The following is a 25,246-nucleotide window of genomic DNA, read 5'->3' on the forward strand; positions in this document are numbered from 1 at the left end:
CCTCCCTGTTGTTGTCTGTTATTCTGCAGCTTGTTGTGACGATCGGATGGCGGGGAGATTCTTCACCAGCGCGGTCAGCTCCGCAACCTCCTGCTCGGTGAGATCGGTCAGCGGCGGGCGGACCGGGCCGGAATCGCGGCCGATCACCTTCATGCCGGCCTTGATGATCGAGACCGCATAGCCCTTCTTGCGGTTGCGGATTGCGATCAGCGGCAGGATGAAGTTCTTCAGGCCGGCATGGATCGTCTCATGGTCGCGCTTGCGCACCGCGGCGTAGAAGTTGGTGGCGAATTCTGGAACGAAGTTGAACACGGCCGAGGAATAGGTCGTCACGCCCATGTCGAGATAGGGCAGCGCGAAGGTTTCCGCGGTCGGCAGGCCGCCGATATAGGTGAGGCGGTCGCCGAGCTTGGTGTAGACGCGGGTCATCAGCTCGATGTCGCCGATGCCGTCCTTGTAGCCGACGAGGTTCGGGCAGCGCTCGGCGAGGCGCGCCAGCGTATCGGGCTGCAGGATGGCGTTGTCGCGGTTGTAGACGATGACGCCGATCTTCACGGCGGCGCACACGGCTTCCACGTGGGCGGCAAGGCCGTCCTGCTCGGAATGGGTCAGATAGGGCGGCAGCAGCAACAGGCCGTCGGCGCCGGCCTTTTCCGCGCCGATCGCGATCTCGCGCGCGGTGGCGGTGCCGTAACCGGTGCCGGCGAGCACGGGCACGCGGCCCTTGGTCTCGTCGACGGCGATCTTGACCACCTGCGGAACCTCGGTCGGCGTCAGCGAGAAGAACTCGCCGGTGCCGCCGGCGGCGAACAGGCCGGCAACGTCATAGCCGCACAGCCAGTCCATGTTGGCGCGGTAGGTCGCCTCATCGAACGAATAGTCCGCCTTGAAGGGCGTGACGGGGAAGGACAGGAGGCCCGATCCGATCTTCTGGGCCATTTCCTGCGGGGTCATCTTGCTCATGGGCGCTGCTCCCTTAATTTGCGTGTTGTGGAGGACGCGGGCCGAAGCCTGCGCGTCCATGCGCCGTTGTTTAGGAGACCGTTCGATGCGCGTCCAAGCCAAAGCCTATATTGACCGATGCGGATTGAGCATCAATCGTCCGCTACCTCCGCGGAGGACAATTCGCCTGCGATTTTGACCAGAGCGGAGAGCAGCGGGTTCTCGTCGTCGCGGCGCCAGACCATGAACAGCTCGACGGGGACGCGGGTGCGCAGCTTCAACGGCCGCAGTCGCACGTCGGAGATCTTCAGGCTCGCAGCCGCGGCCGGCACGATGGCAAGGCCGAGGCCGGCGCGGACCATGGCGAGGATCGAATGGATCTGGCTCAGATGCTGCACATAGCGCGGCAGCACGTCGGCGCGGGTGAACAGCGCCACCAGCAGATCGTGGAAATATCGGCTCTCATAGGGCGAGTACATCACGAAGGGCTGGTCGTCGAAATCCTTGATGGTGATGGTCTCGGCATTCGCCAGCGGATGCTTCTTCGGGATCGCGGCGAGCAGGGGCTCGGCGACGACACGGCGGCTGGCCACTTCGGGGCGCGCGATCGGCGGCCGCAACAGCCCGGCGTCGATCTGGCCGGAGCTGAGCGCCTCGAACTGATCACCGGACACCATCTCCTTCAGCGAGAAATCGACCTCGGGCAGCTTGGCGCGGCAGGCGGCGACGAGCTCCGGGAGGAAGCCGTAGGCGGCAGCCGCCGTGAAGCCGATTTTCAGCGAGCCGGTTTTGCCGAGCGCGATGCGGCGGGCGACTTGCGAGGCGCTTTCCGCAAGCTTCAGGATGCGCCTTGCCTCGGGCAGGAAGCTGCGCCCCGCCGGCGTCAGGCGCACCGAGCGGCTGGTGCGCTCCAGCAGCGGCGCGTCGATGATGTGCTCGAGCACCTGGATCTGCCGCGACAGCGGTGGCTGGGTCATGTTCAGTCGCGCGGCGGCGCGGCCGAAATGCAGTTCTTCGGCCACCGTGACGAAACAGCGGAGCTGGTTGAGGTCGAACATCGATACATGCCTTAGATGGATAAGGCGTTTCCCCGGCACTTCTAGCATCGATCATCCCGAAAACAAAGACGGCGGCTGAGGAGCCGCCGTTGAGTTGCCTGGTCAAGCTCCCGCGGGAGCCCTCAGGAGGAACGTTTGAGCACCACCCGCTCGATCTTGCCGACCACCACGAGATAGGCGAACGCGGCCACCAGCGCATTGGCGCCGACGAACAGCAGTGCGCCGTTGAATGAGCCGGTCGCGGCCAGGATGTAGCCGATCACGATCGGGGTGCTGATCGAGGAGAGGTTGCCGAAGGTGTTGAACAGGCCGCCGGAGACGCCGCCGGCTTCCTTGGGCGAGGTGTCGGAGACGACCGCCCAGCCGAGTGCGCCGATGCCCTTGCCGAAGAAGGCGAGCGCCATGAAGCCGACCACCAGCGCCTGTCCGTCGACATAGTTGCAGGCGATGATCGACATCGACAGCAGCATGCCGCCGACGATCGGGATCTTGCGCGCCATGGTGAGCGAGCCGGTCTTGCGGAGAATGGCGTCGGAGATGACGCCGCCGAGCACGCCGCCGATGAAGCCGCACAGCGCGGGCAGCGTCGCGACGAAGCCGGCTTGCAGGATCGACAGGCCGCGCTCCTTGACGAGGTAGACCGGGAACCATGTCAGGAAGAAATAGGTCAGCGTGTTGATGCAGTACTGGCCGAGATAGACGCCGAGCATCATGCGGTTGGAGAGCAACTGGCGGATGTGATCCCACCCGGAGCCGGACTCGGGCGCACGCTCCTGCACCAGATCGTTTTTGGGCGCGTCGAGATCGACCAGCGCGCCGCCTTCCTTGATGTAATCGAACTCGGCCTCGTTGATGCCGGGATGCTCCTTCGGGCCGTAGACGGTCTTGATCCAGACCAGGCCCATGATGACGCCGAGCCCACCCATCACGAAGAATACGAAGCGCCAGCCGTAATCATGCGCGATCCAGCCCATTAGCGGCGCGAAGATCACGGTGGCGAAATACTGTCCCGAATTGAAGAAGGCCGATGCGGTGCCGCGCTCATTGCCGGGAAACCAGGCGGCGACGATGCGGGCGTTGGCGGGGAACGAGGGCGCTTCCGCGACGCCGACAAGGAGGCGAAGTGCGAACAGCACGATGATGGCGGCGCCGGCGCTGAGGAAGCCGACCCAGCCCTGCATCATCGTGAACAGCGACCAGACGATGATGCTGAAGGCATAGACGAGGCGCGAGCCGTAGCGGTCGAGCAGCCAGCCGCCCGGCACCTGCGCCGCGACATAGGACCAGCCGAAGGCCGAGAAGATCCAGCCCATGGCGACGGGATCGAGATGCAGCTCTTTCGAGAGTGCGGGGCCCGCGATCGACAGGGTGGCGCGGTCGGCATAGTTCACGGTCGTGACCAGGAACAACATGGTCACGATGAACAGCCTGACGCGAGACCTCCTCACGTCCGCTGCGGACGACACCACTGCGCTCATCACGCGCCTCCTTAGAACTCGAAATTTCCTCACCGCGACTCCTAGAGGCGCGCGCGGCAAAGTGTCCAAGTTCAAGGGAGTATCGATCGATGCCGTTTTTGGATCGATGGAACGGCAGGTGCGGGGAACGATCGTGAGGTGACGAGAATGTGCGATCGTGATGCGCGAGGTCGTGCTCCGCACACCACTGTCATTCCCCGCGAGAGCGGGGAATCCAGTACGCCGCAGCCTCTCGATTCAATCACCGCTGTCACGGAGTACTGGATCGCCCGCTTTCGCGGGCGATGACACCGAGTATGTGGGAGCAGTATCGTGCTATTGCTGCGTGCCCAGCAGCGGCGCCAACAGTCCGCGCGTCACGCCGGGCGGCACAGCATCGAGGCCGAGCACGCTGCTTGCGGCGGGCAGTGCTGCGTCCGCCATCGCGGCGTGGCCTTCCGCGCTTGGATGCACGGCGCCGCCGTAGACGGCGGAGAGCACGCCCCAGGTGGCGTCGTGGATGTCGGTCGGCTGGCTCGCCGCCGGCAGACCTTGCGGATAGGTCATCGCGGCAAAATAGCTGTCATTGGCATCGCGGACCCAGCGCGCGCGCGGCAGGTAGGCGCGATACTCCGAGGCGCCGCGGCCGCACAGCATCGGCTGGCTCGCCGCGCTCACGATATCGGGATTGAAGCTCTGGCCGTTCTCGGCGAAACACGTGCGGTCGAATTCGGGATCGTTGCCCGCATGGGCGCAGAAGCCGTGATCGGCGAACACTGCCTGGTGCGAGTCCACAAAGGTCATGCGATCGGCTTCGGGATCGCGGCACAGTGCGCCGCGCGTGCAGGTGGCGAGCCCCTTCAGCTGCGGCAGGAATTCGGTGTCGACGAAGGTCGAGACGCGAGCGAGGCGCTGCGGATCGGCGTTGAAGGACGGATGGATGTCGAACCCGGCGCGGCCGCCGCGGCAGGGCACGCCGCCATCGGCGAGCGCTGGATTGGCGTAGGAGACATAGACCACGTGCGAGAGGTCGCCGCTGACGAGCGGCTTCAGCGCCTCGCGCAGCTTGGCGAAATTCTGCGGCAGCTCGCGCGCCAGTGCATCGCGGGAATCGTCGACGCTCGCCATTACGCCGGAGCGGCGGAACAGCGCGCGCTCGGTCGCGGTGTCGACGATGACGTCGGCGACGAGGCCGGAGAAATAGACGTCGTTGGCGCCGACCGAGAGCAGCACGAGATCGAGCGTGCGGTCCGGCTGGCGCTTTTTCGCCGCGGTGAGCGCCTCACGCAGCTCGGCGACCTGGGCGTTCACGCTGGTGTTGCAGACGCCCGTCTTGCCGGGCGGGCATTCGCGGGCGCGCTGCGAGCCCAGCAGACCGTCGCCGATGCTGGCGCCGGTGCAGGCGAGTGGCAGAAAGGTCACCGCGATGTGGGTGTAGCGCACCGCGAGCGCGAGAGCCGTGCGGGCCTGGTAGCTGTAGAGCGAGCGGTGGCAGGGCGAGTTGAACCAGAGCGCGCCGTAATGCTGCCAGTTGGCGAGCGTGTCGGGTGCTTCGCAGGCGCGGCCACCTTTATAGCCGGCACGGCTCGGCCGGTAGTATTGCGCACCGGCGGTACCGAGATAGGAGCGGAAGCAGAAGCCCTCGTCCGACAGCGCCAGCGGCCGGTCCGGGTTGCCTTCGCCGGAGGCGATGCTGTCGCCGAGCCCGGCGACGAAGATGTCGCGGACCTGGATCTCGGCCTGGACGCGCTGGGTCGGATCGGAGCCGGAGGAGACGTCGACGCTCGCGACCGTCTGCTTGCCGTAGCGGACGCGCAGGTTGATCGGCTCGGCGCAATCGAAAGTCGAGGTCTGCGGCCCGTCGCCGTCGTCGAACGACCAGGCGCAGGTGGCGCCGACCGGCACTGCGCCGGTCAGGCGCACGGTCACCGGATGATCGGTCGGGGTGAGGTAATTCTCTTTTACGTTGTCGCGGGTGCAGGGCTGGTTGACCCGGCCCTGGAGGTCGATGCAGAGCCGGTTGACCATGTTGCGGGCCCAGCCGCGGCCCTCGCTCTGGAGCTCCAGCGACTGCTCGGCGGCGAGGATGCTGCGGTTACGCGCGTTCTCGACATGGAGCTGGAAGTCGCGCTCCTCGCGGAACAGGCGGAAGCGGTTGCGCACCTCCCAGGATATTTGCATCGCACCGGCGCCCTGCGCGGCGGCGCGCTCGAGCGGCAAAGACGTCAGAATCCCGGCAAGCAGCAGGAGGCCTGCGGGAAGGGTACGAAAGGAAAAAGGGATCATGGCCCGCGTGTTCAACGGCAAAGTTGAGGCGGAAATAAGAGAGCATTGCTGCGCCGCCCGCAACCTCTGTCTGACGGTCGCCCGCCCGCCTTACCGCTTGCTGGCCTGTCGCAACGACCGCTCGCGTTCCATCGCTGCTACCTGCTTGGGCAGGTTGCCTTGCGCGCAGGCCTCGGCCAGCCGCCGCCGCTCCTGCCAGGGCTCCACCACGTTCATCCAGAGCTCGCGCGCGCCCATGATGGAGATGGCGAGGCCGAACGGGATCACGAAATAGAGGATGCGGAAGACCAGCAGGGTCGCCAGAAGCTGCTCGCGGCCGAATTCGGGCAGCGCGACCAGCATGGCGACATCGAACACGCCGATCGAGCCGGGCGCGTGGCTGGCAAAGCCGATCAGCGTCGCCAGGATGAACACCACCGCCAGCGACATGAAGTCGATCGACGGATTGGCCGGCATCAGCAGGTACATCGCCGTCGCGCAGAAGCCGAGATCGACCACGCCGATCAGGATCTGGACCAGCGTCAGCGGCGCCGAGGGCAGCACCACCTTCCAGCCCTTCTGGCCGAGCTCGCGGCGCTTCTCGCCCATGCAGAGCCAGACCAGATAGGCGCCAATCGAGGCGAGGCCGCCGAGCCCGATCAGCCGGTTGATCGACGACGGCAGTTGATCCATCGATGAGGCGGCATCCGGATGGATGATCATGCCGATCGAGAGCACGAAGATGTTACCGAGCCAGAAGGTCAGGCCTGACAGGAAGCAGATCTTCGCGACGTCGATCGCGTTCAGCCCGTAGTCCGAATAGATCCGGAAGCGGATCGCGCCGCCGGTAAAAACGGTGGCGCCGATGTTGTGGCCGATCGAATAGGACGTGAAGCTGGAGAGTGCTGCGATGCGATAGGGCACATGCTTCTTGCCGATCGTTCGCAGTGCAAAATAGTCGTAGAAGGTCAGCGTACAGAACGCGAAGACGACGCAGATCGCCGCCAGCCCGATATTCCCGCGGGGAATCTCGGTCAACGCGGTCAGGATGACGCCGGTATCGATGTCCTTGAGGGTGCGCGCAAGCGTGGTGATCGCGAAGGCGATGATGAAGACGCTCGCGGCAACACCGAGCCGTCGCCAGCCGATCCATCTCTTAAAGCCGCGCTTCAGCGCGGGCAGCAGTCCGTGCATTCATCCTCCCGGCGGGGGGCAAGACCGATCGGCCAGACTTGACCGGTCGGGCGCGATCACTGCCCGAAATGGGCTTCGACCGCTAGGCATGTTGTAGCTCATTTAAGGCAAAAACAGCGACTTGTGCAGCCCTTGACAACGATAGGTTCTGCGTTCGACCGATAGGTTCTGCGGTGGACCGCCGCTTTTGTCATATGTGGTTCATATCGGGCGCGCGTTAAGCATATGAGTCGGGGCAGCTGCCCGGAACGCGCGTCCGCATCTTGACATGATTTCGTGTCCGCCCGCAGTCGGCATTGTTCCAGCGCAAGCGATGCGAGCTTTTTTGGAACGTCGGTACCGTGCGCTGGTTAGCGCTCCATCAGCAATCGAACATGGCGGAATAATCGGCTTTTCGTGCGAGCCGACGCCTCCGTGTTCCCGAAACCGAGAGGATCGGAACGATGGGACTGTTCACAAAAGATATCAAAACCATGAACGACCTGTTCGTGCACCAGCTTCAGGACATCTATTATGCCGAGCAGCAGCTCACCAAGGCGCTTCCGAAAATGGCAGATAAGGCCACCGATCCGCAGTTGAAGCAGGGCTTTTTGACGCACCTCGAAGAAACCAAGCAGCACGTCAAGCGGCTCGAGGAAGTATTCAAGATGCACGGCACGCAGGTGAGGGCGGTCGACTGCCCGGCCATCGACGGCATCATCGAGGAAGCCGACGAGACCGCCGGTGAAGTCGCCGACAAGGCGGTGCTGGACGCCGCCCTGATCAACGCGGCCCAGGCCGCGGAGCATTACGAGATCGTCCGCTACGGCAGCCTGATCGCCTGGGCCAAACAGCTCGGCCGCAACGACTGCGCCACCGTGCTCGCCAAGACGCTGGAAGAAGAGAAGGCGACCGACAGGAAGCTGACCGCGCTCGCCGAGAGCAAGGTGAACCTGCGCGCGGCGAGCTAGGACCGGGCGTAGCTGCGAAAAAGGCGTCGCGCGGTCATCCGCGCGGCGTTTGCATTTGACGCATCCATAATTCGATCATTGTCGAAGCATGAATGCTGGCTGGAAGCGTATGTTTCGCATGGGGCTGCAACCGAGGTGGCAGCATGCGAGCCAGCACCATCAAATATGAACCCCTCGACAATGGAGCCGGCGCGCAGCGTGCCGGCTCGCGCCTTGCGACCTCCCTCACGCTTGCCGCGATGAGCCTCGGCTATGGCGTGGTGCAACTCGACGTCACCATCGTCAACACCGCGCTCGACGCGATGGGTAAAACGCTCGGCGGCGGCGTCGCTGAGCTGCAATGGGTGGTCAGCGCCTACACCATCGCCTTTGCCGCCTTCATTCTGACCGCAGGTGCGCTCGGCGACCGCATCGGCGCCAAGCGCATCTTCATGGCGGGGTTCGCAATCTTCACCGCGGCCTCGCTCGCCTGCGCGCTGTCGCCCAACGCCATCGTGCTGATCGCAGCACGGCTGGTCCAGGGGCTGGCGGCGGCGATCCTGGTGCCGAATTCCCTGGCGCTGCTCAATCATGCCTATGCGGACGACCGCGAGCGTGGCCGTGCCGTGGCGGTCTGGGCCGCCGGAGCGAGCCTGGCGCTGACTGCCGGTCCCTTCGTCGGCGGCGCGCTGATCACGCTGGTTGGCTGGCGCGCGATCTTCCTGGTTAACCTGCCGATCGGTCTTGCCGGCTTGTGGCTGAGCTGGCGCTACGCCAGCGAGACCACGCGGTCGCGCTCGCGCGAGATCGATCTGCCCGGCCAGCTCGCCGCGATCGGTGCGTTGGGCGCGCTCGCCGGCGCGATCATCGAAGCTGGCGCGTTCGGCTGGAGCCATCCAGCCGTGATCGCAGCATTCGTTGCCTCAGCCGCATTCGCGGTGCTCTTCGTCTGGCGCGAGAGCCGCACCGTGCAGCCGATGCTGCCGCTGTCGCTGTTCAGTCACCGGCTGTTTACCCTGACCACGATCGTCGGCCTCCTCGTCAACATCGCGATCTACGGCCTGATCTTCGTGCTGAGCCTGTATTTCCAGAGGATCAACGGGCTGTCGGCCTGGTGGACCGGGCTTGCCTTCGTGCCGATGATGGGCGCGGTGTTGCCGCTCAACCTGCTGGCGCCGCGTCTGGCCGAGCGCATCGGCTCGTGCCCGACCATCGTGGTCGGCGCCTGTATCTCGGCGCTCGGTTGTCTCGGGCTGCTCTGGACCGAAGCCGGGACCAGCTACTGGGCGATCTTTGCGCAGATGATCGCGATCAGCGGCGGACTTGGCCTGCTGGTGCCGCCGCTGACCTCCACCTTGCTCGGCAGCATCGACAAGGCGCGCTCCGGCATCGCCGCCGGCGTCCTGAACGCGACGCGGCAGACCGGCAGCGTGCTCGGCGTCGCGCTGTTCGGCTCGCTGGTGGCCTCGGACAGTGCATTCATGACGGGCCTTCACCAGTCGCTAATCATATCGGCGGCCGTCCTGCTGCTCGCCGCCGCCGTGATCGGCCTCGGCGCAAATGCACCTGACGCAAAGGCGCAAGGGCACTCAATGTGAGCGATCCCACACATTCTCTGTTCACCATTCCCGAAACCGGCACATAGCCGGTTACCGACTGTCCATCTCTGCCGGTTCTAGTGCGGTTGGAATAGGGACCGGCAATGTATCAAGTTCTTTACTGCCTGACGGATCAGCATGATTGGCGACTGGTCGCACTCGGCGGAGCGGTATGTCTGCTCGCCAGCGCGGCGGCGATCAGCCTGTTCCACCGCGCGCGTGCGGCGCGCGGGGGAGCTCGCGTATCGTGGGTCGCGCTTGATGCCGTCGTCGCCGGCGGCGGCATCTGGGCAACCCATTTCATCGCGATGCAAGCTTACGGTCCTGGTGCGGGCGGCGCTTACAACATTCCGTTGACGGTCCTGTCGCTGATCTTCGCGATCGCGGTCACCTTCATCGGGCTGAGCATCTCGGTGTCGGTGACGCGGGCGGGCCTGGTTGCGCTCGGCGGCGCCGTCGTTGGTGGCGGCGTTGCCGCCATGCATTACACCGGCATGATGGCGCTCGAGATTCCCGCGCACATCGGCTGGACGACCGGCACAGTGACGGTCTCGATCGTGCTCGGCATCGTCCTCGGGGCGCTTGCCCTGGTGGTTGCGGGGCGCCGCGACAGCCTTGCGGGCGCGCTCGGCGCGACGGTGCTGCTGACGCTTGCCATCGTCTCGCATCATTTCACCGCCATGGGCGCCGTGGAGCTGACGCCGGATCCTGCGGTCGTGATCAGCGGCCTGTCGATCCCGCCGGCCTCATTGTCGATCCTCACCGCCAGCGCCGCCGCTGCGATCATCGCGATCGCGCTCGCGGCGGCTCTGCTCGACCGCCGCGCCAAGGGCGAACTGGGACGCCAGCAGGTCGTGCTGGATACCGCGCTCGAGAACATGTCGCAGGGACTGTGCATGTTCGATGCGGACGGCAAGATCCAGCTCTTCAACGAGCGCTACGCGGCGCTGCTCGGCCGCACCGACATTCCGCTCGCCGGCCGCCTGCTCGTCGACGTGTTGCGGGAAGAGCAGGCCAAGGGCCAGTGGCAGGGCGATGCGGGCGAATTCTTCGCGCGCCTCGTGGCCGACGCGCGCGAGGGCCGCACGACCAGCCAGGTCGTCACCCGGTTCGGTCGATCCATCCGCGTCGTCAACCAGCCGATGCAGGGCGGCGGCTGGGTCGCGACTTTCGAGGACATCACCGAATGGCTGGAGGCGCAGGCCAAGATCTCGCACATGGCGCGCCATGACGCGCTGACCAATCTGCCGAACCGCGTGCTGTTCCACGAGCAGCTCGAGCAGGGACTGGGCCGGGCGAAGTCGGGCGACCAGCTCGCGGTGCTGTGCCTCGATCTCGATCACTTCAAGGACATCAACGACTCGCTCGGCCATCCCATCGGCGATGCGCTGCTCAAGGAAGTCGGTCGCAGGCTGAAGGCCACTGTCGGCGCGAGCGACACCGTGGCGCGCCTCGGTGGCGACGAGTTCGCCGTGGTCCAGATCGGGCGCTCCGAGGAAGCCGCGGCGCGAGCCCTTGCCGGCCGCCTCGTCGAGGTGATCTCCGCGCCTTACGAGATCAACGACCATCAGATCGTGATCGGCGTCTCGATCGGCATCTCGCTGTCGCCGCAGGACAGCGATAATCCGGACGAGCTGTTGAAGAACGCCGACCTCGCGCTGTACCGCGCCAAGGCGGACGGCCGCGGTACCTATCGTTTCTTCGAGACCGGCATGGATGCGCGCGCGCAGGCGCGGCGGCTGCTGGAGATGGACTTGCGGGCAGCGTTGCTGCGCGACGAGTTCGAGGCGTACTACCAGCCCATCCGCGACGTCGCCAGCGGTCGCGTCGTCGCCTTCGAGGCGCTGCTGCGCTGGAACCATCCGCAGCGCGGCCTGATCGCCCCCATCAACTTCATTCCGGTGGCCGAGGAGACCGGCCTCATCGTTCAGCTCGGCGAGTTCGTGCTGCGCAGCGCCTGCAGTGACGCCGCCACCTGGCCGGACGATGTCGATGTCGCCGTCAACCTGTCGCCGGTGCAGTTCAAGAGCCCGAACCTGATTGCATCCGTGACCGATGCGTTGGCCGCCTCGGGGCTCGCGGCGCGGCGGCTCGAGCTCGAGATCACCGAATCGGTGCTGCTCCAGAACAGCGAGGCGACGCTGACCACCCTGCACGAGCTGCGGGCCATGGGCGTGCGGATCTCGCTCGACGATTTCGGCACCGGCTATTCGTCGCTGAGCTACCTGCGCAGCTTCCCGTTCGACAAGATCAAGATCGACCGCTCCTTCGTGTCGGAGCTTGCGACGCGCGAGGATTCCATGGCGATCATCCGCGCCGTGACCGGCCTCGGGCGCAGCCTCGGCATCGTCACCACGGCGGAAGGCGTCGAGAACGACGCGCAGCTCGAGCTGCTGCGGCGCGAGGGCTGCACCCAGGCGCAGGGCTATCTTTTCAGCAAGCCGCGGCCCGCATCCGATGTCGCGTTGATGCTGAACCGGCCGCGGCTGCTCGCCTCGGCCTGATGTCTAGCCGCGGCGCAGCGCGAAATGCGCGCCGCAAAACGCCATCACGGCGCCAAGACATAGCGCGGCGAGCCCGGCGAGCACGCCCGAGACGGACGGGATCGGGCTCGGCGCCGAGGCCACCTGGCCCGCACCGGCAAGCAGCAGCACGCCGACCGCGATCAGGAACTGCCGCATCCGCTGCGGGATCTGTCCGGAGACGGCGCTCTGCATCAATGTCGCCGTGAAATAGCCGCCGGAGAAACCCACCGTGGCAATCAACCACCAGGCGATCGCTGCGCCCGCGGGTATGAATTCATGCGAGTCGGAATGCCAGAGCCCGCCGAGGTCGAGCCCGTAGCGCGCACCCAGCATGTGCACCGCGAGCGCGAGCAGTACGCCGGAGATCACGGCGGTACCGAGAATCAGGCGGCGCGGAAAAAAGGTCGTCTCAGCCATGCCCCGCTTGTAGGATGGGCGAGGGCGATCGCGCAAGCCGATCGCAGGCGGGCTTGCGCCGACGGGATTGGGGATGCAGGTTTCGGGAACGCAAGGCCCGTCGGTCACGAGCTACGCCTACAAGGCGTCGCTGATCGGCTCGGCGCATCGTTTCGAGCTGACGGACGCGGGCCTGTCCTGGCACATCGCCGGCCGCTCCGGCCTGTGGCGCTATGACGAGATCTCGGCGATCCGGCTGTCGTTTCGCCCGGTGTCGATGCAGCAGCACCGCTTTCGCGCCGATGTCAGCCACACCGGCGGCGGCCGCATCAGGATCCTGTCGACGAGCTGGCAGACCGCGGCGCTGATGGCGCCGCAGGACAACGGTTTTCGCGATTTCATCATCGAACTGCACGCGCGGATGGCGCAAGCCGGCAGCCGCGCCGAATTGACCGCAGGCCTCGGCCGCAAGACTTATGCGGCGGTGCTGGCCTTCCTGGCGGTGCTGACGGTGGCGATGACGGGGCTTCTGATCCGCGCGCTCATGATCGGGGAGTTCGCTGGCGCCCTGTTCATCATCGGCTTTGCCGCACTGTTCGCCTGGCAGGTCGGTGGCTTCGTGCGGCGCAACCAGCCGCACAGCTACAGTTTCGATCGTGTGCCGAAGGCCTTGCTGCCTTAGGTGCAATCGGCCGCAATCAAACGTGACTTTGCGCTCCTGCGCCGGTGTCGAATCGTGCTGTCATGCCAACCATGGATCGCAACAGGCAGCAGCCTACAGCGGATGAGATCGTCGAAATCAACCGTACGCATCTGATCGATACGCCGCTCCGGCCGGCCGATCTGTTGTTCATGTTCGGCACCCGCGAGGACGTTGGCTTGCGCGCCGACACCGCCGCGACGCTGTGGCGCGAGGGCCTTTTCCGCAGGTCGATTGTCAGCGGTGGCGTGACGCCGGGCTCGGAGCAATCTGAGTGCACCATCATCAAGGCAGCGATGGTCGCGGCCGGCATTCCCGCGGACCTCATCCTCGAGGAACATCGCGCGATGAACACCGGCGAGAACGTGATTTTCTCGCTGCCGATCATTGATGCGGCGCTTGGACTGCGAAACATCCGGAGCGTGATCTGCCTCGGCAACACCTGGACGGCGCGCCGCTACCCGATGACGCTGCACCGGCACTGGCCTGACGTCGAGAAGATGCTGCTCACCGTCGACAGCTTTGCGACGCCGCGCGCGCTCTGGCACACCAATGTCGAGTTTCGCCGGCGTGTCCTGCACGAATGGGACAAGATCGAGCCGTACAAGGCGAGGGGCTTTATCGCGGAATGGCCGGCGACCTGAGCGGCGAAGGGCCGGATCTTTGTTGCGACGCGTTTTCGAACCGGTATCACTTCGCTCGCAACGCTCTGGCTTACTCCGTCGAGTCGAAATCCTCTTCCTTGGTGCCGAGCAGCGACACGAGTGTGCGCAGGCCGGAATCGAGCTGCTCGAGCGAGGGCGGGGCGAGCGCGAGCCGCACCGCGTTCGGTGCATGTCCGTGCGCAATTGCAAACGTCGAGGATGGTGTCAGTGCGATGCCCCGCCGGGCTGCTGCGGCGACGAAGGTCTGCGAGCGCCAGTGTGGCGGCAGCGTCAGCCACAAATGATAGGAGCGCGCGTCGGCCGCGATCTGGTAGCCGGCAAGCAGCCTTGCCGCGGTCTGCTGCCGGCGCGCAGCGTCGATCCGTTTCAGCCGCGTCAGCTCGGCGACGGTGCCGTCGGCCATCAGCCGCTGCCCGGACGCCAGCGCGTGGCCCGAGGCGATCCAGCCGCCGGTCCGGACCGCGCTCATCACGCTCTCGCGCAGATGCGGCGGGGTCACGAGGATGCCGAGCGCGAGGCCCGGTGCGACCTTCTTGGACAGGCTGTCGATCACGATGCAACGGTCCGGCCCGAGCGCTGCCAGCGGTGTGTCGTCGGCGAGGAAGCCGTAGACGGCGTCCTCGATGATGGTGAGATCGAGCTTCTCGGCAACGCGCATGATGTCGGCGCGCCGCGTCGCGTTCATGGTGACGCCGAGCGGGTTCTGGATGATGGGCTGGAGATACAGCGCCGACAGATGCGCTTCGCGATGCGCTTTCTGGATCGCATCGGGCCGTGCGCCGTATTCGTCCATCGGAATCGGGACCAGCGTCACGCCGAGCCGCGCCGCGATGCTCTTGACGTAAGGGTAGGTCAGCGCCTCGACGCCGCAGCGGCCGCCGGTGGGAACGAGGGCGGCGAGCGCGGCGGCGAGCGACTGCTTGCCGTTGGCGGTGAAGACGATCTGCTCGGCCTGCGGCGTGAAATCCTTGCGCGCGAGATAGGCGACGGCCGCATTGCGCGCGCTCTTGGTGCCGGTGCTGGTCGAGACGCGCAGGGCGGATTCGAGCGCGTCGACGCGCTCGAGCCCGGCAAGGCTCTTGGCGATCATCGCCCATTGCTGCGGCAATAACGGATAATTGACCTCGAAATCGATCCGCGCGTCGCGCGGCTCGCTCAACGCCTCGACCTTGCGCTTGATGTCGCCGGAGATGAACGTGCCGCGGCCGACCTCGCCGACGACGAGCCCGCGGCGAAGCAACTCCGTATAAACCCGGCTCGCGGTCGAGACCGCGATGCCGCGGTCATAGGCAAAGTTGCGCTGTGGCGGCAGCCGGTCGCCGGGCCTTAACGTGCCTTTAGTGATATCGGCCGCAATGGCATCGGCAAGCTTCACGTATTCGAACTTGGACATTATTGCACCGAGAGCAATGTTTTACTTGCTCCGAGTAGTGTACTGGAGCATTTAAGTTCCATCAAGTTCCGCGATTGAGCCGAGGAGAGCGAGAGCAATCCGAGGGCAAATGAGGTGCAGGCGCTCACAGCGTCCGCGCCAACGGCACCTGCTTCGCTGCGCGGACAATAGGCCGGAGAAGAAAAATGACCACGATCTCGCAAACTGCCGGGCGGAGTTTACGCCCATCCTCGTCGGGCGGATTTTTCAGCACGCTCGCCAACGTTGCCCATGCGCTGTTCGATCGCCTGGAGCGCCGCTCTGCCGTCAAGACGCTGAACGAGCTCGACGACCACGCCTTGCGCGACATCGGGATCACGCGCAGCCAGATCGAGGACGCCGTCTACGGGCAGTTCAAGGCCGAGCTGACGCGGTATCTGTGAGTTTGTTCGGCCGCCACGCCCGCAAGTCCGGGCGTGGTGACAATGCCTCCGCTCGCAATGACAGCGTTTGTTGTGGCGCTCAGTGCCTGACCACCAGCACCGAGCACTTGGCGTAGCGCACGACGTGCCCGGCATTGGAGCCGAGGAAATAGGTGCGCATCGCCGGCCGGTGCGAGGTCATCACAATCAGGTCGGCCTTCATGTGCATGGCCTCCTCCAGGATCTCATGATAGATGCCGCCCTGTCGCACCACGCTGGAAATGCGCCCCGTCTCGATGCCTGACTCCCGCGCGACGATGGCGAGTGCTTCCTCGGAGGTCTGGCGCTGCTGCTCGTCGAAATCGGCCGGGACGTATTCGGCGAGCATCACCGGCGTCATCGGCAGCACGTTGAGCAGTCGTATCGATCCGCTCCAGGTCTGCGACAGCGTTATCGCGGTCGCGAGCGCCGGCTTGGCCAGATCGGTGTCGGCGAGGTCGATGGGCACGAGGATGGACTTGAACATCTGCGTCTCCCAATTGACCAAGCTAGGATCAACCGGTCGAGACGGCGCGCCCCGCGCGTCTCAACCCGATCGAAGCAGCTTGGGGCTGACGAACAGCACCAGTTTGCCGCGGCGGTAGGCCACGTCACCCCAATCCTTGACGTCAAAGTCGAAGATCGCAAGCCCCGACGTGGGCAGATTGTGAGCGAGCGCCTTGGCGCCGGCCGGATCGCCGCCGCCCATCAGCATCAGCGCGGCCTCGTGCATGCCGGGATTGTGGCCCACCAGCAGCAACTGCTTCGGGTTGGCCGGAACAGTTGCAGTGCGAATGGATTCCAGGATCTGGGCGGGATCGGCGCCGTAGAGTTCGGGCAGGACCTCCACCTGCGGCGCTGCGACGCGGTCCTTCATCGTCTCCCAGGCAATGTCCCAGGTCTGCCGGGCCCGGACGGCGTGCGACACCAGCACGGCCGCGGGGAAGGGGGGATGGGTGGCGAGCCAATCCCCGATCTGCGCGGCATCCTTGTGGCCGCGGTCGTCGAGGCGACGATCCTGGTCACGGCCGCTCGGCGCGTCAGTCTCGGTCTTGGCGTGACGCAGCAGCATCAAACGGCGCATGGCATTCTCGAATCGTTACGCGTCCAGATAATCTACAGGCGCCGGTTGAGGACAAGGTGACAAGGGCCCGATCGGTCCTTTAAGGAAACGACATGAGCGAGACTTTCACAAGCGTGTCCCAGGAAGAAGCCGGCTTTCGTGAACGCACGCGACTGTCGTTTGATCTCGACGCCGACATCTGCGTGATCGGGGCCGGGCTTGCCGGGCTCTCCATCGCGCTGGAGGCAGCCCGGCTCGGAGCCAGCGTCGCGGTGCTCGAGGGCCGCCATATCGGCTGGAACGCCTCCGGAAACCAGCTCGGCACCGTGATGCCGGGCTTTGCGCTGCCGCTCGCCGATTTGATCGAGCGCATCGGCTTCGAGGACGCGCGCGAATTGTGGACACTGGCGAAGGAGGGCGCCGAGTTCGTCCGGGCCAACGCCACCGAAGAGAACATGCCCGGCATCGGCCCGAGCGATGGCGTGCTGGAGGTCTCCAACGTCGATGCCGGCGACCGGCTGATCAGCCGGTTGCAGATGCTCCACGAGGATTTCGACACGGAGGTCGAGGGCTGGCAGGTGGATCGCGTCCGCGAGGCGCTCAAGACCGACCGTTACTTCCACGGCGTCTATTATCCCCGGGCGTTCCAGGTCGACGGCCGCAAATATGTGCACGGCCTCGCAGCGCTGGCGCGGCGGGCGGGAGCGCGCATCTTCGAAGATACGCCGGTCGTCAGCATCGATCATTCCGGCATCCGCAAGCGCATCGTCACGCCCTCGGCGCGGCTGCGCGCCACCCACATCGTGCTCGCGGGCAACATCCACCTCGGCGCGCCCTTGAGGCGCCTGTCGGAGACGCTGCTGCCGGTCTGGCGCTATGCCGGGATTACCGCCCCGCTCGGCGAGCGCGTGCACGAGATCGTGGCGTTCAAGGGATCGGTGATGGATTCCGACGGGGTCGACCATTTCCGTGTCGTCGACGGCGACCGCCTGATGTGGGAAAGCCCCGAGACCACCTGGGCCGCGCGTCCGCAGCGCTTTGCGGGCGCGGTCAGGCGGCGGATCAGATCGATTTTCCCCCAGTTCGGCGATGTCGAGATTACCGACATGTTCGGCGGCGCCACCGGCCAGACCGTGCACGGCATGCCGCAGATCGGCCAGTTGCGCAAAGGCCTGTGGGTGGCAAGCGGGTTCGGCCGCCAGGGCATGAACACCTCGGCCATGGCCGGGCAGCTGATCGCGCGCAGCATTTTGTGGGGCGACGACCGCTGGAAGCTGTTCTCGCCATTCGAGCTGGTCTGGGCGGGCGGCACGACCGGACGGGTCGCGGGCCAATTGGTGGGAGTCTGGGGCAGGGCGAGTTCCGCCGCCGCAGGCTCGCTTGCTCGCTACCGCGAGCGGGCGCGGGTTAAGGACCGGGAACGCGAGGCGCGGCTGGCCGAAGCCAACCGGGCCGCCGGCACCGGTCCGCGCCGTCCGCCGCCGGGCGTCCGGCCGCGGCCGGCCCCTCCGTCGAAACCTGCGGCTGAGCGCGTGGAACCGGTTCCGCAGGACGACATCGTCTCGCAATAAGTTGAGAAAAACCCCGGCCGGACGTGTAACGTCGGCCGTTAGAGCCCGTATCTCAGGGCGTGGACTCCCCGCGCACGGAGAATGAGATGTTTGATCGCCGCATCCTGCTGACGACTGTTGCCGGCCTGTTCGGCCTTTCGGCCTTCCGCTGGCTGAGAGGAACGCCTGCCGAGGCTGGAGAGAAGGCCACGCAAAAATTCGAGATCGAGAAGACGGACGCCGAGTGGCGCGCCCAGCTCACGCCGCAGCAATATGAAATCCTCCGCAAGGAGGGCACCGAGAGGCCGGGCTCCAGCCCGCTGCTCAAGGAGCACCGCAAGGGCATCTTCGCCTGCGCCGGCTGCGACCTGCCGCTGTTCTCGTCCGAGACCAAGTTCGAGAGCGGCACGGGTTGGCCGAGCTTCTACCAGCCGATCGAAGGCAATGTCGGCAAGACCGAGGATCGCACCTTCGGCATGGTGCGCACCGAAGTGCATTGCCGGCGCTGCGGCGGCCATCTCGGCCACGTCTTCGACGACGGTCCGAAGCCGACCGGATTGCGCTATTGCATCGACGGTTTCGGGCTGGTCTTCCACCCGGCCGCCGCGTCGGCAACGTAGGTTTCGCTGGAGTCATTCCGGAGCGATGCGCGAGCATCGAATCCGGAATCTCGAGCTTCTCAGGTGCGCAATTGCGCACCTGAGTTCGGTCCCTTGGACCGCGCCGGGATGACCCGATGCCCCGGCAATTGTTGCCGGCCCGGCAATTGTGCCCCGGTCATCGGACCGGGGCCTCCCCATTCAAGTCCTTGATTTCCTGAGAATACCCGCATTGGCATAGCCCTTGCGACTGTCTCTTCCGACTGCGGCCATGGTCGACCGGCCGCCGAGATCGGATCTGGAGACAAAGTTATGGGTATCTTCGATGCAATGAACACCTCGGTGGGTGGCCTGCAGGCGCAGTCCTACGCGCTGCAGAACATTTCAGGCAACATCGCGAACTCATCCACCACCGGTTACAAGGGCATCGGCACCAGCTTCGTCGATCTCATCCCCGACGCCTCGGTCCCGAGCAAGCAGGTCGCGGGCGGTGTGACGGCCAACGCCAAGGCGACCATCACCACCCAGGGTACGATCTCGTCCTCCTCCGTCGCGACCAACATGGCGATCACCGGCGACGGCTTCTTCTCGATCCAGAAGGCGACTAACGTCGTCGACAACTTGCCGCAGTTCAGCGGCGTCACCTATTACACCCGCCGCGGCGACTTCCAGCTCAATTCCAACGGCAATCTCGTCAATGGCGCCGGCTACTATCTGATGGGCGTCACGGTCGACCCCAAGACCGGCAACCCGACCGGCAATGTGGCGTCCGTCCTGAAATTCCAGAACAACTTCATCCCGGCACAGGCGACAACCTCGATTCAGTACGCCGCGAACCTGCCGAGCGTGCCGAACACGGGGGCGAGCTCGACCGCGGCGAGCGGCACGCTGCTGGCGGCCGGCGGCCTGAACCCGTCCGATTTCGCCGCCAACCCGCTGATTGTCGGCTCGCCGCCGCCGCCCTATTCGAATGCGACGGTCTCCGGCGCGGCGGCCACCGGCAATCTGCGCTCGGCCTATACGGCGACGACCGCGACTGGCTCGGTGGCACTGCTGGACAGCGCTTCGGCGGTGGCAACTGGCAGCACGTCTCTCGATGCGGGCTTGGCCACGCACCTCAACACCAGCCTTCTCACCAACCTGGCCGGCAAGTCGTTGACGGTCAACGGCCAAACAATCAACTTCGACAACACCGTCTCGGGCGTTTCGACGGTTGCGGGCCCCCCGGCGGTCACTACGATTGGTCTGAAGTCGCCCACCAGCGCACTGATGTCGGATGTCCTCAGCGCGATCGCGTCTGGAGCCGGCGTTCCCGCCTCCAGCGTGACTATGAATGCCAGCGGCAACATCCAGATCACGACCAGCACCACGGCCGACGTGACGATCGGCGGCACTGCGGCAGGATTGCTCGGCGTCAGCAGCGTGACGCGCGGCGGTAACGTGCTGTCCACTCCCGCGATTACGAGTGGTACACAGCTCGGCGGCACCGCGACGCCCGGCGGGGCGGAAGTCCTCTCGACGCCCTTCGTGGTCGGCAACACGATCCAGGTCAACGGCACGGGAGCTGCCAATACGATCACCTTCGTGGCCTCCGGCGCTACCCCTCCGAACCAGATCAACATCACCGACTCCATAGCGACTCTGCTCAGCCAGATCGACACGCTCAGCGGTGCGAGCGGTTCTTCGATCAGCAACGGCGTGATCACCCTGAATACCGGTATCGCCAATCCCACCTTGACGGTGACGAGCCCCAACAACAGCAGCGCCTTCGCCGCGCTCGGCTTCACGTCGTCAATCTCCAAGAACCGCGGCGGTGGCGGCACTGCCGGCACCGGCGGCGTGATCGGCAACGATATCGCCACGTTCACCAAGGAATCGATCAGCGGCGGTGCGGTCACCGCCTACAACGCCGCGGGCACGCCGGTGAACCTGCAGCTGCGTTGGGCCAAGACCGACAGCGCCTCGCTGGGCACCGGCCATTCCGACACCTGGAACTTGTTCTACCAAACCGATCCGAATGCGACGGGCACGACGGTCGGCTGGGTCAACACCGGGCAGGCCTTCACCTTTGCCAGCGACGGCTCGCTGACCTCGCCGAGCGGATCGGGCATCACCATCAACAACGTCAGCGTCGGCGGCCAGTCGCTCGGCTCGGTCGCTTTCAACATGTCCTCGGGCGGGCTGACGCAATATGCCAGCACCAGCGGCGCGGTGACGATCAACACCATCACGCAGAACGGCTACGCCGCCGGTCAGCTCCGCTCGGTTGCCGTCAACAACAGCGGCCTCGTGGTCGGCACCTTCTCCAACGGCCAGAACCTCAACCTCGCCCAGGTGACGCTGTCGCACTTCAACGGCACCAATTACCTCAAGGCCCTCGACGGTGGCGCCTACGCCGCGACCGAACAGTCGGGCACAGCGATCGACGGCGCGTCGGGCAGCATCAGCGGCTCGTCGCTGGAAGGCTCGAACACCGACATCGCCGACGAATTCACCAAGCTGATCGTGACCCAGCAGGCCTATTCGGCCAACACCAAGGTGATCACGACAGCGAATTCGATGGTGCAGGATCTCTTGAACGTGTTGCGCTGATCGGCGCGTGACGTAACCAAAGGCGGCTAGTGATATGGGTTTGAGTTCAGCCCTCGCCAGTGCGATGAGCGGTCTGCGTGCCAACCAGGCCGCGCTCTCGATCGTCTCCTCGAACGTCGCCAACTCGCAGACGCCGGGTTACGTCGTCCAGAGGCCGAACCAGATCGAGGTCACCACCGGCGATTTCGGCTCGACGGCGATGACGACCGGCGTCAGCCGGGAGCTCGACACCTTTGTGCAGAACCAGCTGCGCACCGAGACCGGCGGCAGCGGTTACGCCGACCAGATGGCCAACATCCTGAAGCAGCTTCAGAGTGTCTACGGCACGCCCGGCAACAGCGGCACGCTCGAAACCGCGCTGAACAATTTTACCACGGCGTTGCAGGCGCTGTCGACCAGCGCGGGCTCGTCGTCGGCGCAGACGGTTGCCCTCGGCGCGGCGCAGGCCCTGGCCCAGCAGCTCAACGTGACCACCAAGGGCATCCAGTCGCTGCGCTCCAATGTCGAGCAGGACCTCGGCACCTCGGCACAGCAGGCCAACGCGGCGATGCAGCAGATCGCCGACATCAACACCAAGCTCCAGGGCCTGTCGGCCAACGATCCCTCGGCCGCGACGCTGATGGACCAGCGCGATCAGGCCATCAACACGCTGTCGAAATATGTCGACGTTCGCGTCACCACCGACGGTTCGAATCAGGCCAACATCTACACCACCACCGGTATCCAGCTGGTCGGCGCCGGGCTCGCCTCGCAATTCACCTTTGCCTCTGCCGGCGCGCTGTCGGCGACCTCCCTCTACAACAGCGATCCCGCCAAGTCCGGCGTCGGTGCACTCAACATCAAGCTGCCGAACGGCTCGCAGCTCGACGTCGTCGCCAACAACGTGGTCTCCTCCGGCCAGATCGCGGCTGATCTCAAGCTGCGCGACCAGACGCTGGTGCAGGCGCAGAACCAGATCGACCAGCTCGCCGCCACGATGTCGAGCGCGCTGTCGGACAAGACCACAGCCGGCAGCACGGTCTCAGGCCCGCCGGCCGGATTCGATCTCGACCTTGCCGGTGCGCAGCCGGGCAATACGGTCAACATCACCTACAAGGACACGGCGACCAACACCCAGCGCCAGATCACGCTCGTCAACGTGACCGACCCGGCGGCGCTGCCGCTCCAGAACGCCACCAATGCCAACCCGATGCGGGTGGGCGTCAATTTCTCCGGCGGCATGAGTGCGATCGCCGCTGCGCTCAACACCGCGCTCTCAGGCTCGCACCTGACGTTCTCCGCCGCTCCGTCTCCGGCGACGGCCACGACGCTGCGGGTGACTGATGACAATACCGGCCTTGCCCAGGTCAATTCGGCCTCGACCACCAAGACGATCTCGTCGCTGACCTCGGGCAGCCCGCAGCTGGCGGTGTTCACCGACGGCGGGCAGGCGCTCTACACCGGTGCGATCACCGCCTCGGGCTCGCAGATGATCGGCCTTGCCGGGCGCATCGCCGTGAACACGCAGCTGGTCAGCGATCCCACGCGGCTGTCCGTCTACAACACCTCGCCGGTGACGCCCGCCGGCGATACCACGCGCTCGGACTATCTCTATTCGCAGCTCACCAATGCGGTGTTTTCCTATTCGCCGACGACCGGCCTCGGCTCGGCGAACCAGCCCTTCACCGGCAGCGTCTCGAACTACCTCCAGCAGTTCCTGAGCATCCAGGCCAACGCCTCGACCCAGGCCACCCAGCTCCAGCAGGGCCAGAGCGTCGTGGTCTCGACGCTCCAGGCCAAGTTCGACTCGACCTCCAGCGTCAATCTGGACTCGGAGATGTCGAACCTGATCCAGCTCCAGAATGCCTATGCCGCCAACGCCCACGTCATGTCGGTGGTGCAGAACATGATGAACACGTTGATCCAGGCTCAAGTGTAACCAGTACAGGGTTCTGAAAGATGTCGATCAGCAGCATCAACTACTCTTCGTCGGTCCTCGGCGCGCAGATCCGCAACATCAATCAGCAGCTCACCGACCTGTCGACGCAGCTCGCGACCGGCAAGCTGTCGCAGAACTATTCCGGGATGGGCACCAACGAGGGCTTTGCGATCGCCGGGCGCTCGCAGCTCTCCAACATCGCCGCCTATACCGACACGATCACGAACGTGAACGTGAACATCAACCTCGCCAATACCGCGCTCCAGTCGCTCACGACGATCCGCAACACGGTGCAGACCGGCTCCGCGAGCACCGCGCAGGATCTCAACGTCAACGGACAGACCGTCGCGCAGAACACGGCCGCTTCGCAGTTCAGCTCGATGGTCGGCGTTCTCAACACGCAGTCGGGCAACCGCTATCTGTTCTCCGGGACCGCGTTCAACACGCAGTCGGTTGCCAATGCCGGCGACATCATCAACGGCACGACCACGCAGGCGGGCTTCAAGACCGTCATGGCGGAGCGCCAGGCCGCCGACCTCGGTGCCAACGGCATGGGACGGCTGGTGCAGACGCAGCCGACGCCGAGCTCGGTGCGGGTATCCGAGGACGTCGCCGGATCGCCGTTCGGAATGAAGATCGCGGCGGTGTCCTCGACGCTGACGGGTGCGACGGTCACCGGCCCGAGCGGCTCGCCGGTGTCGTTCTCGGTCGATCTCAACGGCCTCAACCCGAACGACGGCGACAAGCTGAGCGTCCAGTTCACGCTGCCGGACGGCACCACCGGGCAGGTCGACCTGACCGCGTCCACGGCCACGCCGACGCCGATCGGCAGCTTTGCGATCGACGCGACGACCCCGGCCAACACGGCCGCGAACCTCAACACGGCATTGAACACCGCGATCACGAAGCTCGCCAACACTTCGCTTGTCGCGGCATCCGCGATCACGGCCGGCGACAATTTCTTCAACACCGCAAGCTCCGCGATCGGTGCGCCCGTCAACAACCAGGCGGCGCCACCGGCTCCGATCAGCGGCGCAACGGCGCTGTCCGGCGCGAGCCCCTCGAATTCGATCTCGCCGGGCTTCGCCGCCGGTGACACCATCACCGTGAACGGCACCACGCTGACCTTCGTCAGTTCGGGCGCGACCGGCAACCAGCTCAATGTCGACGACAGCATCCAGACGCTGATGAGCAAGATCGACCAGATCACGGGCACGTCGAAGCCTTCGACCGTGCATGGCGGCTCGATCACGATCAACACGGACGACGCGGCGAGCCTCAACATCACGACCTCGAACTCGGGCGCACTCAACGCGCTCGGTTTCGGCTCGACCCCGGTCACCGCGACGCAGCCGCCTTTGCGCGTCGGTTCTTCACCGGCGAGTTCGGCGACGACGCTGGTCAACGGCTCGGCCAACACGGTGAAATGGTACACCGGCAATGACGGGCCCGGCTCGCCGCGCTCCACGGCGATGGCGCGGGTCGATGATTCAGTCACGGTGCAATATGGCGCGCAGGCCAACGAGGACGCGATCCGCCAGCAATTGCAGGCGATCGCCGTATTCGGGACGTTCTCAACCTCGCCGACCAGCCAGTATGCGGGCGGGCAGGTCTCCGCGCTGAGCCTGCGGGTGACGCAGTCGTTGACGAAGCAGCCCGGCCAGCAGCACATCGAGGACATCCAGACGGACCTCGCGATGGCCCAGAACACGATGAAGGACGCAGGCACGCGCCAGACCCAGGCCAAGGCGCAGCTGCAGTCCATCATCGACCAGGCGGAATCGGCCTCGCCGGACCAGGTGGCGAGCGAGATCCTGTCGCTGCAGAACGCGCTTCAGGCGTCCTACCAGGTCACCTCGAACCTCTCGCAGCTCTCGCTCGTCAAGTTCCTGTAAGCGCGCATTAAGACGCCGTTAACCATGCCTCTTTACCTTTTGGTGAGGAGTTGAGCGGGGCGGGGGC

General features: G+C 65.5%; 20 protein-coding genes. 11 read left to right on the forward strand and 9 right to left on the reverse strand.

What is annotated here, in order from left to right; translation table 11 throughout:
* Positions 1-18: 18 nt before the first annotated feature.
* The 5 genes from kdgD to CT676_RS10270 all read right to left on the reverse strand — a co-directional run bounded on the left by kdgD (position 19) and on the right by CT676_RS10270 (position 6,916).
* Entirely contained in the window at positions 19-963 is a 945-nt protein-coding gene (gene kdgD / locus CT676_RS10245; RefSeq protein ID WP_038952797.1) for a 5-dehydro-4-deoxyglucarate dehydratase, read from the reverse strand.
* 131 nt (positions 964-1,094) lie between these two features.
* Complete coding sequence (locus tag CT676_RS10250) at positions 1,095-2,000, reverse strand: LysR substrate-binding domain-containing protein (RefSeq protein ID WP_063982246.1); 906 nt, start codon at positions 1,998-2,000, stop codon at positions 1,095-1,097.
* A gap of 122 nt (positions 2,001-2,122) precedes the next feature.
* Positions 2,123-3,478 (reverse strand): MFS transporter, encoded by a 1,356-nt coding sequence (locus tag CT676_RS10255; RefSeq protein WP_063982247.1) that lies wholly within the window; start codon positions 3,476-3,478, stop codon positions 2,123-2,125.
* 315 nt (positions 3,479-3,793) lie between these two features.
* On the reverse strand, positions 3,794-5,743 hold the full coding sequence (locus CT676_RS10265; protein WP_135214563.1) for a hypothetical protein: 1,950 nt from the start codon (positions 5,741-5,743) through the stop codon (positions 3,794-3,796).
* Between the two features lie 90 nt (positions 5,744-5,833).
* Positions 5,834-6,916 (reverse strand): YbhN family protein, encoded by a 1,083-nt coding sequence (locus CT676_RS10270; protein ID WP_135214564.1) that lies wholly within the window; start codon positions 6,914-6,916, stop codon positions 5,834-5,836.
* 443 nt (positions 6,917-7,359) lie between these two features.
* Here CT676_RS10270 and CT676_RS10275 point away from each other — a divergent pair, with 443 nt between their 5' ends.
* From CT676_RS10275 to CT676_RS10285, 3 genes are all read left to right on the forward strand, one after another.
* Positions 7,360-7,866: a ferritin-like domain-containing protein gene (locus CT676_RS10275; protein ID WP_135214565.1), complete on the forward strand. Its 507-nt coding sequence runs from the start codon at positions 7,360-7,362 to the stop codon at positions 7,864-7,866.
* A gap of 143 nt (positions 7,867-8,009) precedes the next feature.
* Complete coding sequence (locus tag CT676_RS10280; protein ID WP_135214566.1) at positions 8,010-9,443, forward strand: MFS transporter; 1,434 nt, start codon at positions 8,010-8,012, stop codon at positions 9,441-9,443.
* Positions 9,444-9,547: 104 nt separating this feature from the next.
* On the forward strand, positions 9,548-11,947 hold the full coding sequence (locus CT676_RS10285) for an EAL domain-containing protein (RefSeq protein ID WP_135214567.1): 2,400 nt from the start codon (positions 9,548-9,550) through the stop codon (positions 11,945-11,947).
* Between the two features lie 3 nt (positions 11,948-11,950).
* Here the strand turns inward: CT676_RS10285 and CT676_RS10290 are convergent, their stop codons facing one another.
* The gene (locus CT676_RS10290) at positions 11,951-12,385 is read right to left on the reverse strand and encodes a hypothetical protein (protein ID WP_135214568.1); all 435 of its coding nucleotides are present in this window, start codon (positions 12,383-12,385) and stop codon (positions 11,951-11,953) included.
* A 73-nt stretch (positions 12,386-12,458) separates the two neighbouring features.
* On the opposite strand from CT676_RS10290, the gene CT676_RS10295 reads away from it, so the two are divergent.
* Complete coding sequence (locus CT676_RS10295) at positions 12,459-13,046, forward strand: hypothetical protein (protein ID WP_135214569.1); 588 nt, start codon at positions 12,459-12,461, stop codon at positions 13,044-13,046.
* A 62-nt stretch (positions 13,047-13,108) separates the two neighbouring features.
* A complete protein-coding gene (locus tag CT676_RS10300; RefSeq protein WP_135214570.1) occupies positions 13,109-13,708 on the forward strand; it encodes a YdcF family protein in 600 nt (199 codons plus the stop codon).
* Positions 13,709-13,778: 70 nt separating this feature from the next.
* Here the strand turns inward: CT676_RS10300 and CT676_RS10305 are convergent, their stop codons facing one another.
* Positions 13,779-15,122, reverse strand: a complete 1,344-nt coding sequence (locus tag CT676_RS10305) for a PLP-dependent aminotransferase family protein (RefSeq protein ID WP_135214571.1) — start codon at positions 15,120-15,122, stop codon at positions 13,779-13,781.
* Between the two features lie 185 nt (positions 15,123-15,307).
* Here CT676_RS10305 and CT676_RS10310 point away from each other — a divergent pair, with 185 nt between their 5' ends.
* Positions 15,308-15,544 carry a DUF1127 domain-containing protein gene (locus CT676_RS10310; RefSeq protein WP_071912174.1) on the forward strand — a complete coding sequence of 79 codons (237 nt, stop codon included), beginning with the start codon at positions 15,308-15,310 and terminating at the stop codon, positions 15,542-15,544.
* A 79-nt stretch (positions 15,545-15,623) separates the two neighbouring features.
* Here CT676_RS10310 and CT676_RS10315 read toward each other — a convergent pair whose 3' ends face one another.
* Entirely contained in the window at positions 15,624-16,049 is a 426-nt protein-coding gene (locus CT676_RS10315; protein WP_071917342.1) for a universal stress protein, read from the reverse strand.
* 60 nt (positions 16,050-16,109) lie between these two features.
* Entirely contained in the window at positions 16,110-16,646 is a 537-nt protein-coding gene (locus CT676_RS10320) for a histidine phosphatase family protein (RefSeq protein WP_135214572.1), read from the reverse strand.
* 92 nt (positions 16,647-16,738) lie between these two features.
* Between CT676_RS10320 and CT676_RS10325 the strand changes: the two genes are divergently transcribed.
* The 5 genes from CT676_RS10325 (at position 16,739) to CT676_RS10345 (ending at position 25,179) form a co-directional block, all read left to right on the forward strand.
* The gene (locus CT676_RS10325; RefSeq protein WP_135214573.1) at positions 16,739-18,196 is read left to right on the forward strand and encodes an FAD-binding oxidoreductase; all 1,458 of its coding nucleotides are present in this window, start codon (positions 16,739-16,741) and stop codon (positions 18,194-18,196) included.
* An 86-nt stretch (positions 18,197-18,282) separates the two neighbouring features.
* A complete protein-coding gene (gene msrB, locus CT676_RS10330; protein WP_028148532.1) occupies positions 18,283-18,795 on the forward strand; it encodes a peptide-methionine (R)-S-oxide reductase MsrB in 513 nt (170 codons plus the stop codon).
* Between the two features lie 291 nt (positions 18,796-19,086).
* Entirely contained in the window at positions 19,087-21,366 is a 2,280-nt protein-coding gene (locus CT676_RS10335) for a flagellar hook-basal body complex protein (RefSeq protein WP_028148531.1), read from the forward strand.
* Positions 21,367-21,400: 34 nt separating this feature from the next.
* A complete protein-coding gene (flgK, locus tag CT676_RS10340) occupies positions 21,401-23,284 on the forward strand; it encodes a flagellar hook-associated protein FlgK (protein ID WP_135214574.1) in 1,884 nt (627 codons plus the stop codon).
* Between the two features lie 20 nt (positions 23,285-23,304).
* Complete coding sequence (locus CT676_RS10345) at positions 23,305-25,179, forward strand: flagellar protein (RefSeq protein ID WP_135214575.1); 1,875 nt, start codon at positions 23,305-23,307, stop codon at positions 25,177-25,179.
* Positions 25,180-25,246: the final 67 nt, after the last annotated feature.

The sequence above is a fragment of the Bradyrhizobium sp. MOS001 genome, assembly GCF_004634465.1.
In the GTDB taxonomy this organism is placed as follows: Bacteria; Pseudomonadota; Alphaproteobacteria; order Rhizobiales; family Xanthobacteraceae; genus Bradyrhizobium; species Bradyrhizobium barranii.

What these genes read in the sequence shown, in the direction of transcription:
- kdgD (WP_038952797.1), bottom strand. Translation starts at nt 963, where the DNA reads ATGAGCAAGATGACCCCGCAGGAAATGGCCCAGAAGATCGGATCGGGC.
- CT676_RS10250 (WP_063982246.1), bottom strand. Translation starts at nt 2,000, where the DNA reads ATGTTCGACCTCAACCAGCTCCGCTGTTTCGTCACGGTGGCCGAAGAA.
- CT676_RS10255 (WP_063982247.1), bottom strand. Translation starts at nt 3,478, where the DNA reads ATGAGCGCAGTGGTGTCGTCCGCAGCGGACGTGAGGAGGTCTCGCGTC.
- CT676_RS10265 (WP_135214563.1), bottom strand. Translation starts at nt 5,743, where the DNA reads ATGATCCCTTTTTCCTTTCGTACCCTTCCCGCAGGCCTCCTGCTGCTT.
- CT676_RS10270 (WP_135214564.1), bottom strand. Translation starts at nt 6,916, where the DNA reads ATGCACGGACTGCTGCCCGCGCTGAAGCGCGGCTTTAAGAGATGGATC.
- CT676_RS10275 (WP_135214565.1), top strand. Translation starts at nt 7,360, where the DNA reads ATGGGACTGTTCACAAAAGATATCAAAACCATGAACGACCTGTTCGTG.
- CT676_RS10280 (WP_135214566.1), top strand. Translation starts at nt 8,010, where the DNA reads ATGCGAGCCAGCACCATCAAATATGAACCCCTCGACAATGGAGCCGGC.
- CT676_RS10285 (WP_135214567.1), top strand. Translation starts at nt 9,548, where the DNA reads ATGTATCAAGTTCTTTACTGCCTGACGGATCAGCATGATTGGCGACTG.
- CT676_RS10290 (WP_135214568.1), bottom strand. Translation starts at nt 12,385, where the DNA reads ATGGCTGAGACGACCTTTTTTCCGCGCCGCCTGATTCTCGGTACCGCC.
- CT676_RS10295 (WP_135214569.1), top strand. Translation starts at nt 12,459, where the DNA reads ATGCAGGTTTCGGGAACGCAAGGCCCGTCGGTCACGAGCTACGCCTAC.
- CT676_RS10300 (WP_135214570.1), top strand. Translation starts at nt 13,109, where the DNA reads ATGCCAACCATGGATCGCAACAGGCAGCAGCCTACAGCGGATGAGATC.
- CT676_RS10305 (WP_135214571.1), bottom strand. Translation starts at nt 15,122, where the DNA reads ATGTCCAAGTTCGAATACGTGAAGCTTGCCGATGCCATTGCGGCCGAT.
- CT676_RS10310 (WP_071912174.1), top strand. Translation starts at nt 15,308, where the DNA reads ATGACCACGATCTCGCAAACTGCCGGGCGGAGTTTACGCCCATCCTCG.
- CT676_RS10315 (WP_071917342.1), bottom strand. Translation starts at nt 16,049, where the DNA reads ATGTTCAAGTCCATCCTCGTGCCCATCGACCTCGCCGACACCGATCTG.
- CT676_RS10320 (WP_135214572.1), bottom strand. Translation starts at nt 16,646, where the DNA reads ATGCGCCGTTTGATGCTGCTGCGTCACGCCAAGACCGAGACTGACGCG.
- CT676_RS10325 (WP_135214573.1), top strand. Translation starts at nt 16,739, where the DNA reads ATGAGCGAGACTTTCACAAGCGTGTCCCAGGAAGAAGCCGGCTTTCGT.
- msrB (WP_028148532.1), top strand. Translation starts at nt 18,283, where the DNA reads ATGTTTGATCGCCGCATCCTGCTGACGACTGTTGCCGGCCTGTTCGGC.
- CT676_RS10335 (WP_028148531.1), top strand. Translation starts at nt 19,087, where the DNA reads ATGGGTATCTTCGATGCAATGAACACCTCGGTGGGTGGCCTGCAGGCG.
- flgK (WP_135214574.1), top strand. Translation starts at nt 21,401, where the DNA reads ATGGGTTTGAGTTCAGCCCTCGCCAGTGCGATGAGCGGTCTGCGTGCC.
- CT676_RS10345 (WP_135214575.1), top strand. Translation starts at nt 23,305, where the DNA reads ATGTCGATCAGCAGCATCAACTACTCTTCGTCGGTCCTCGGCGCGCAG.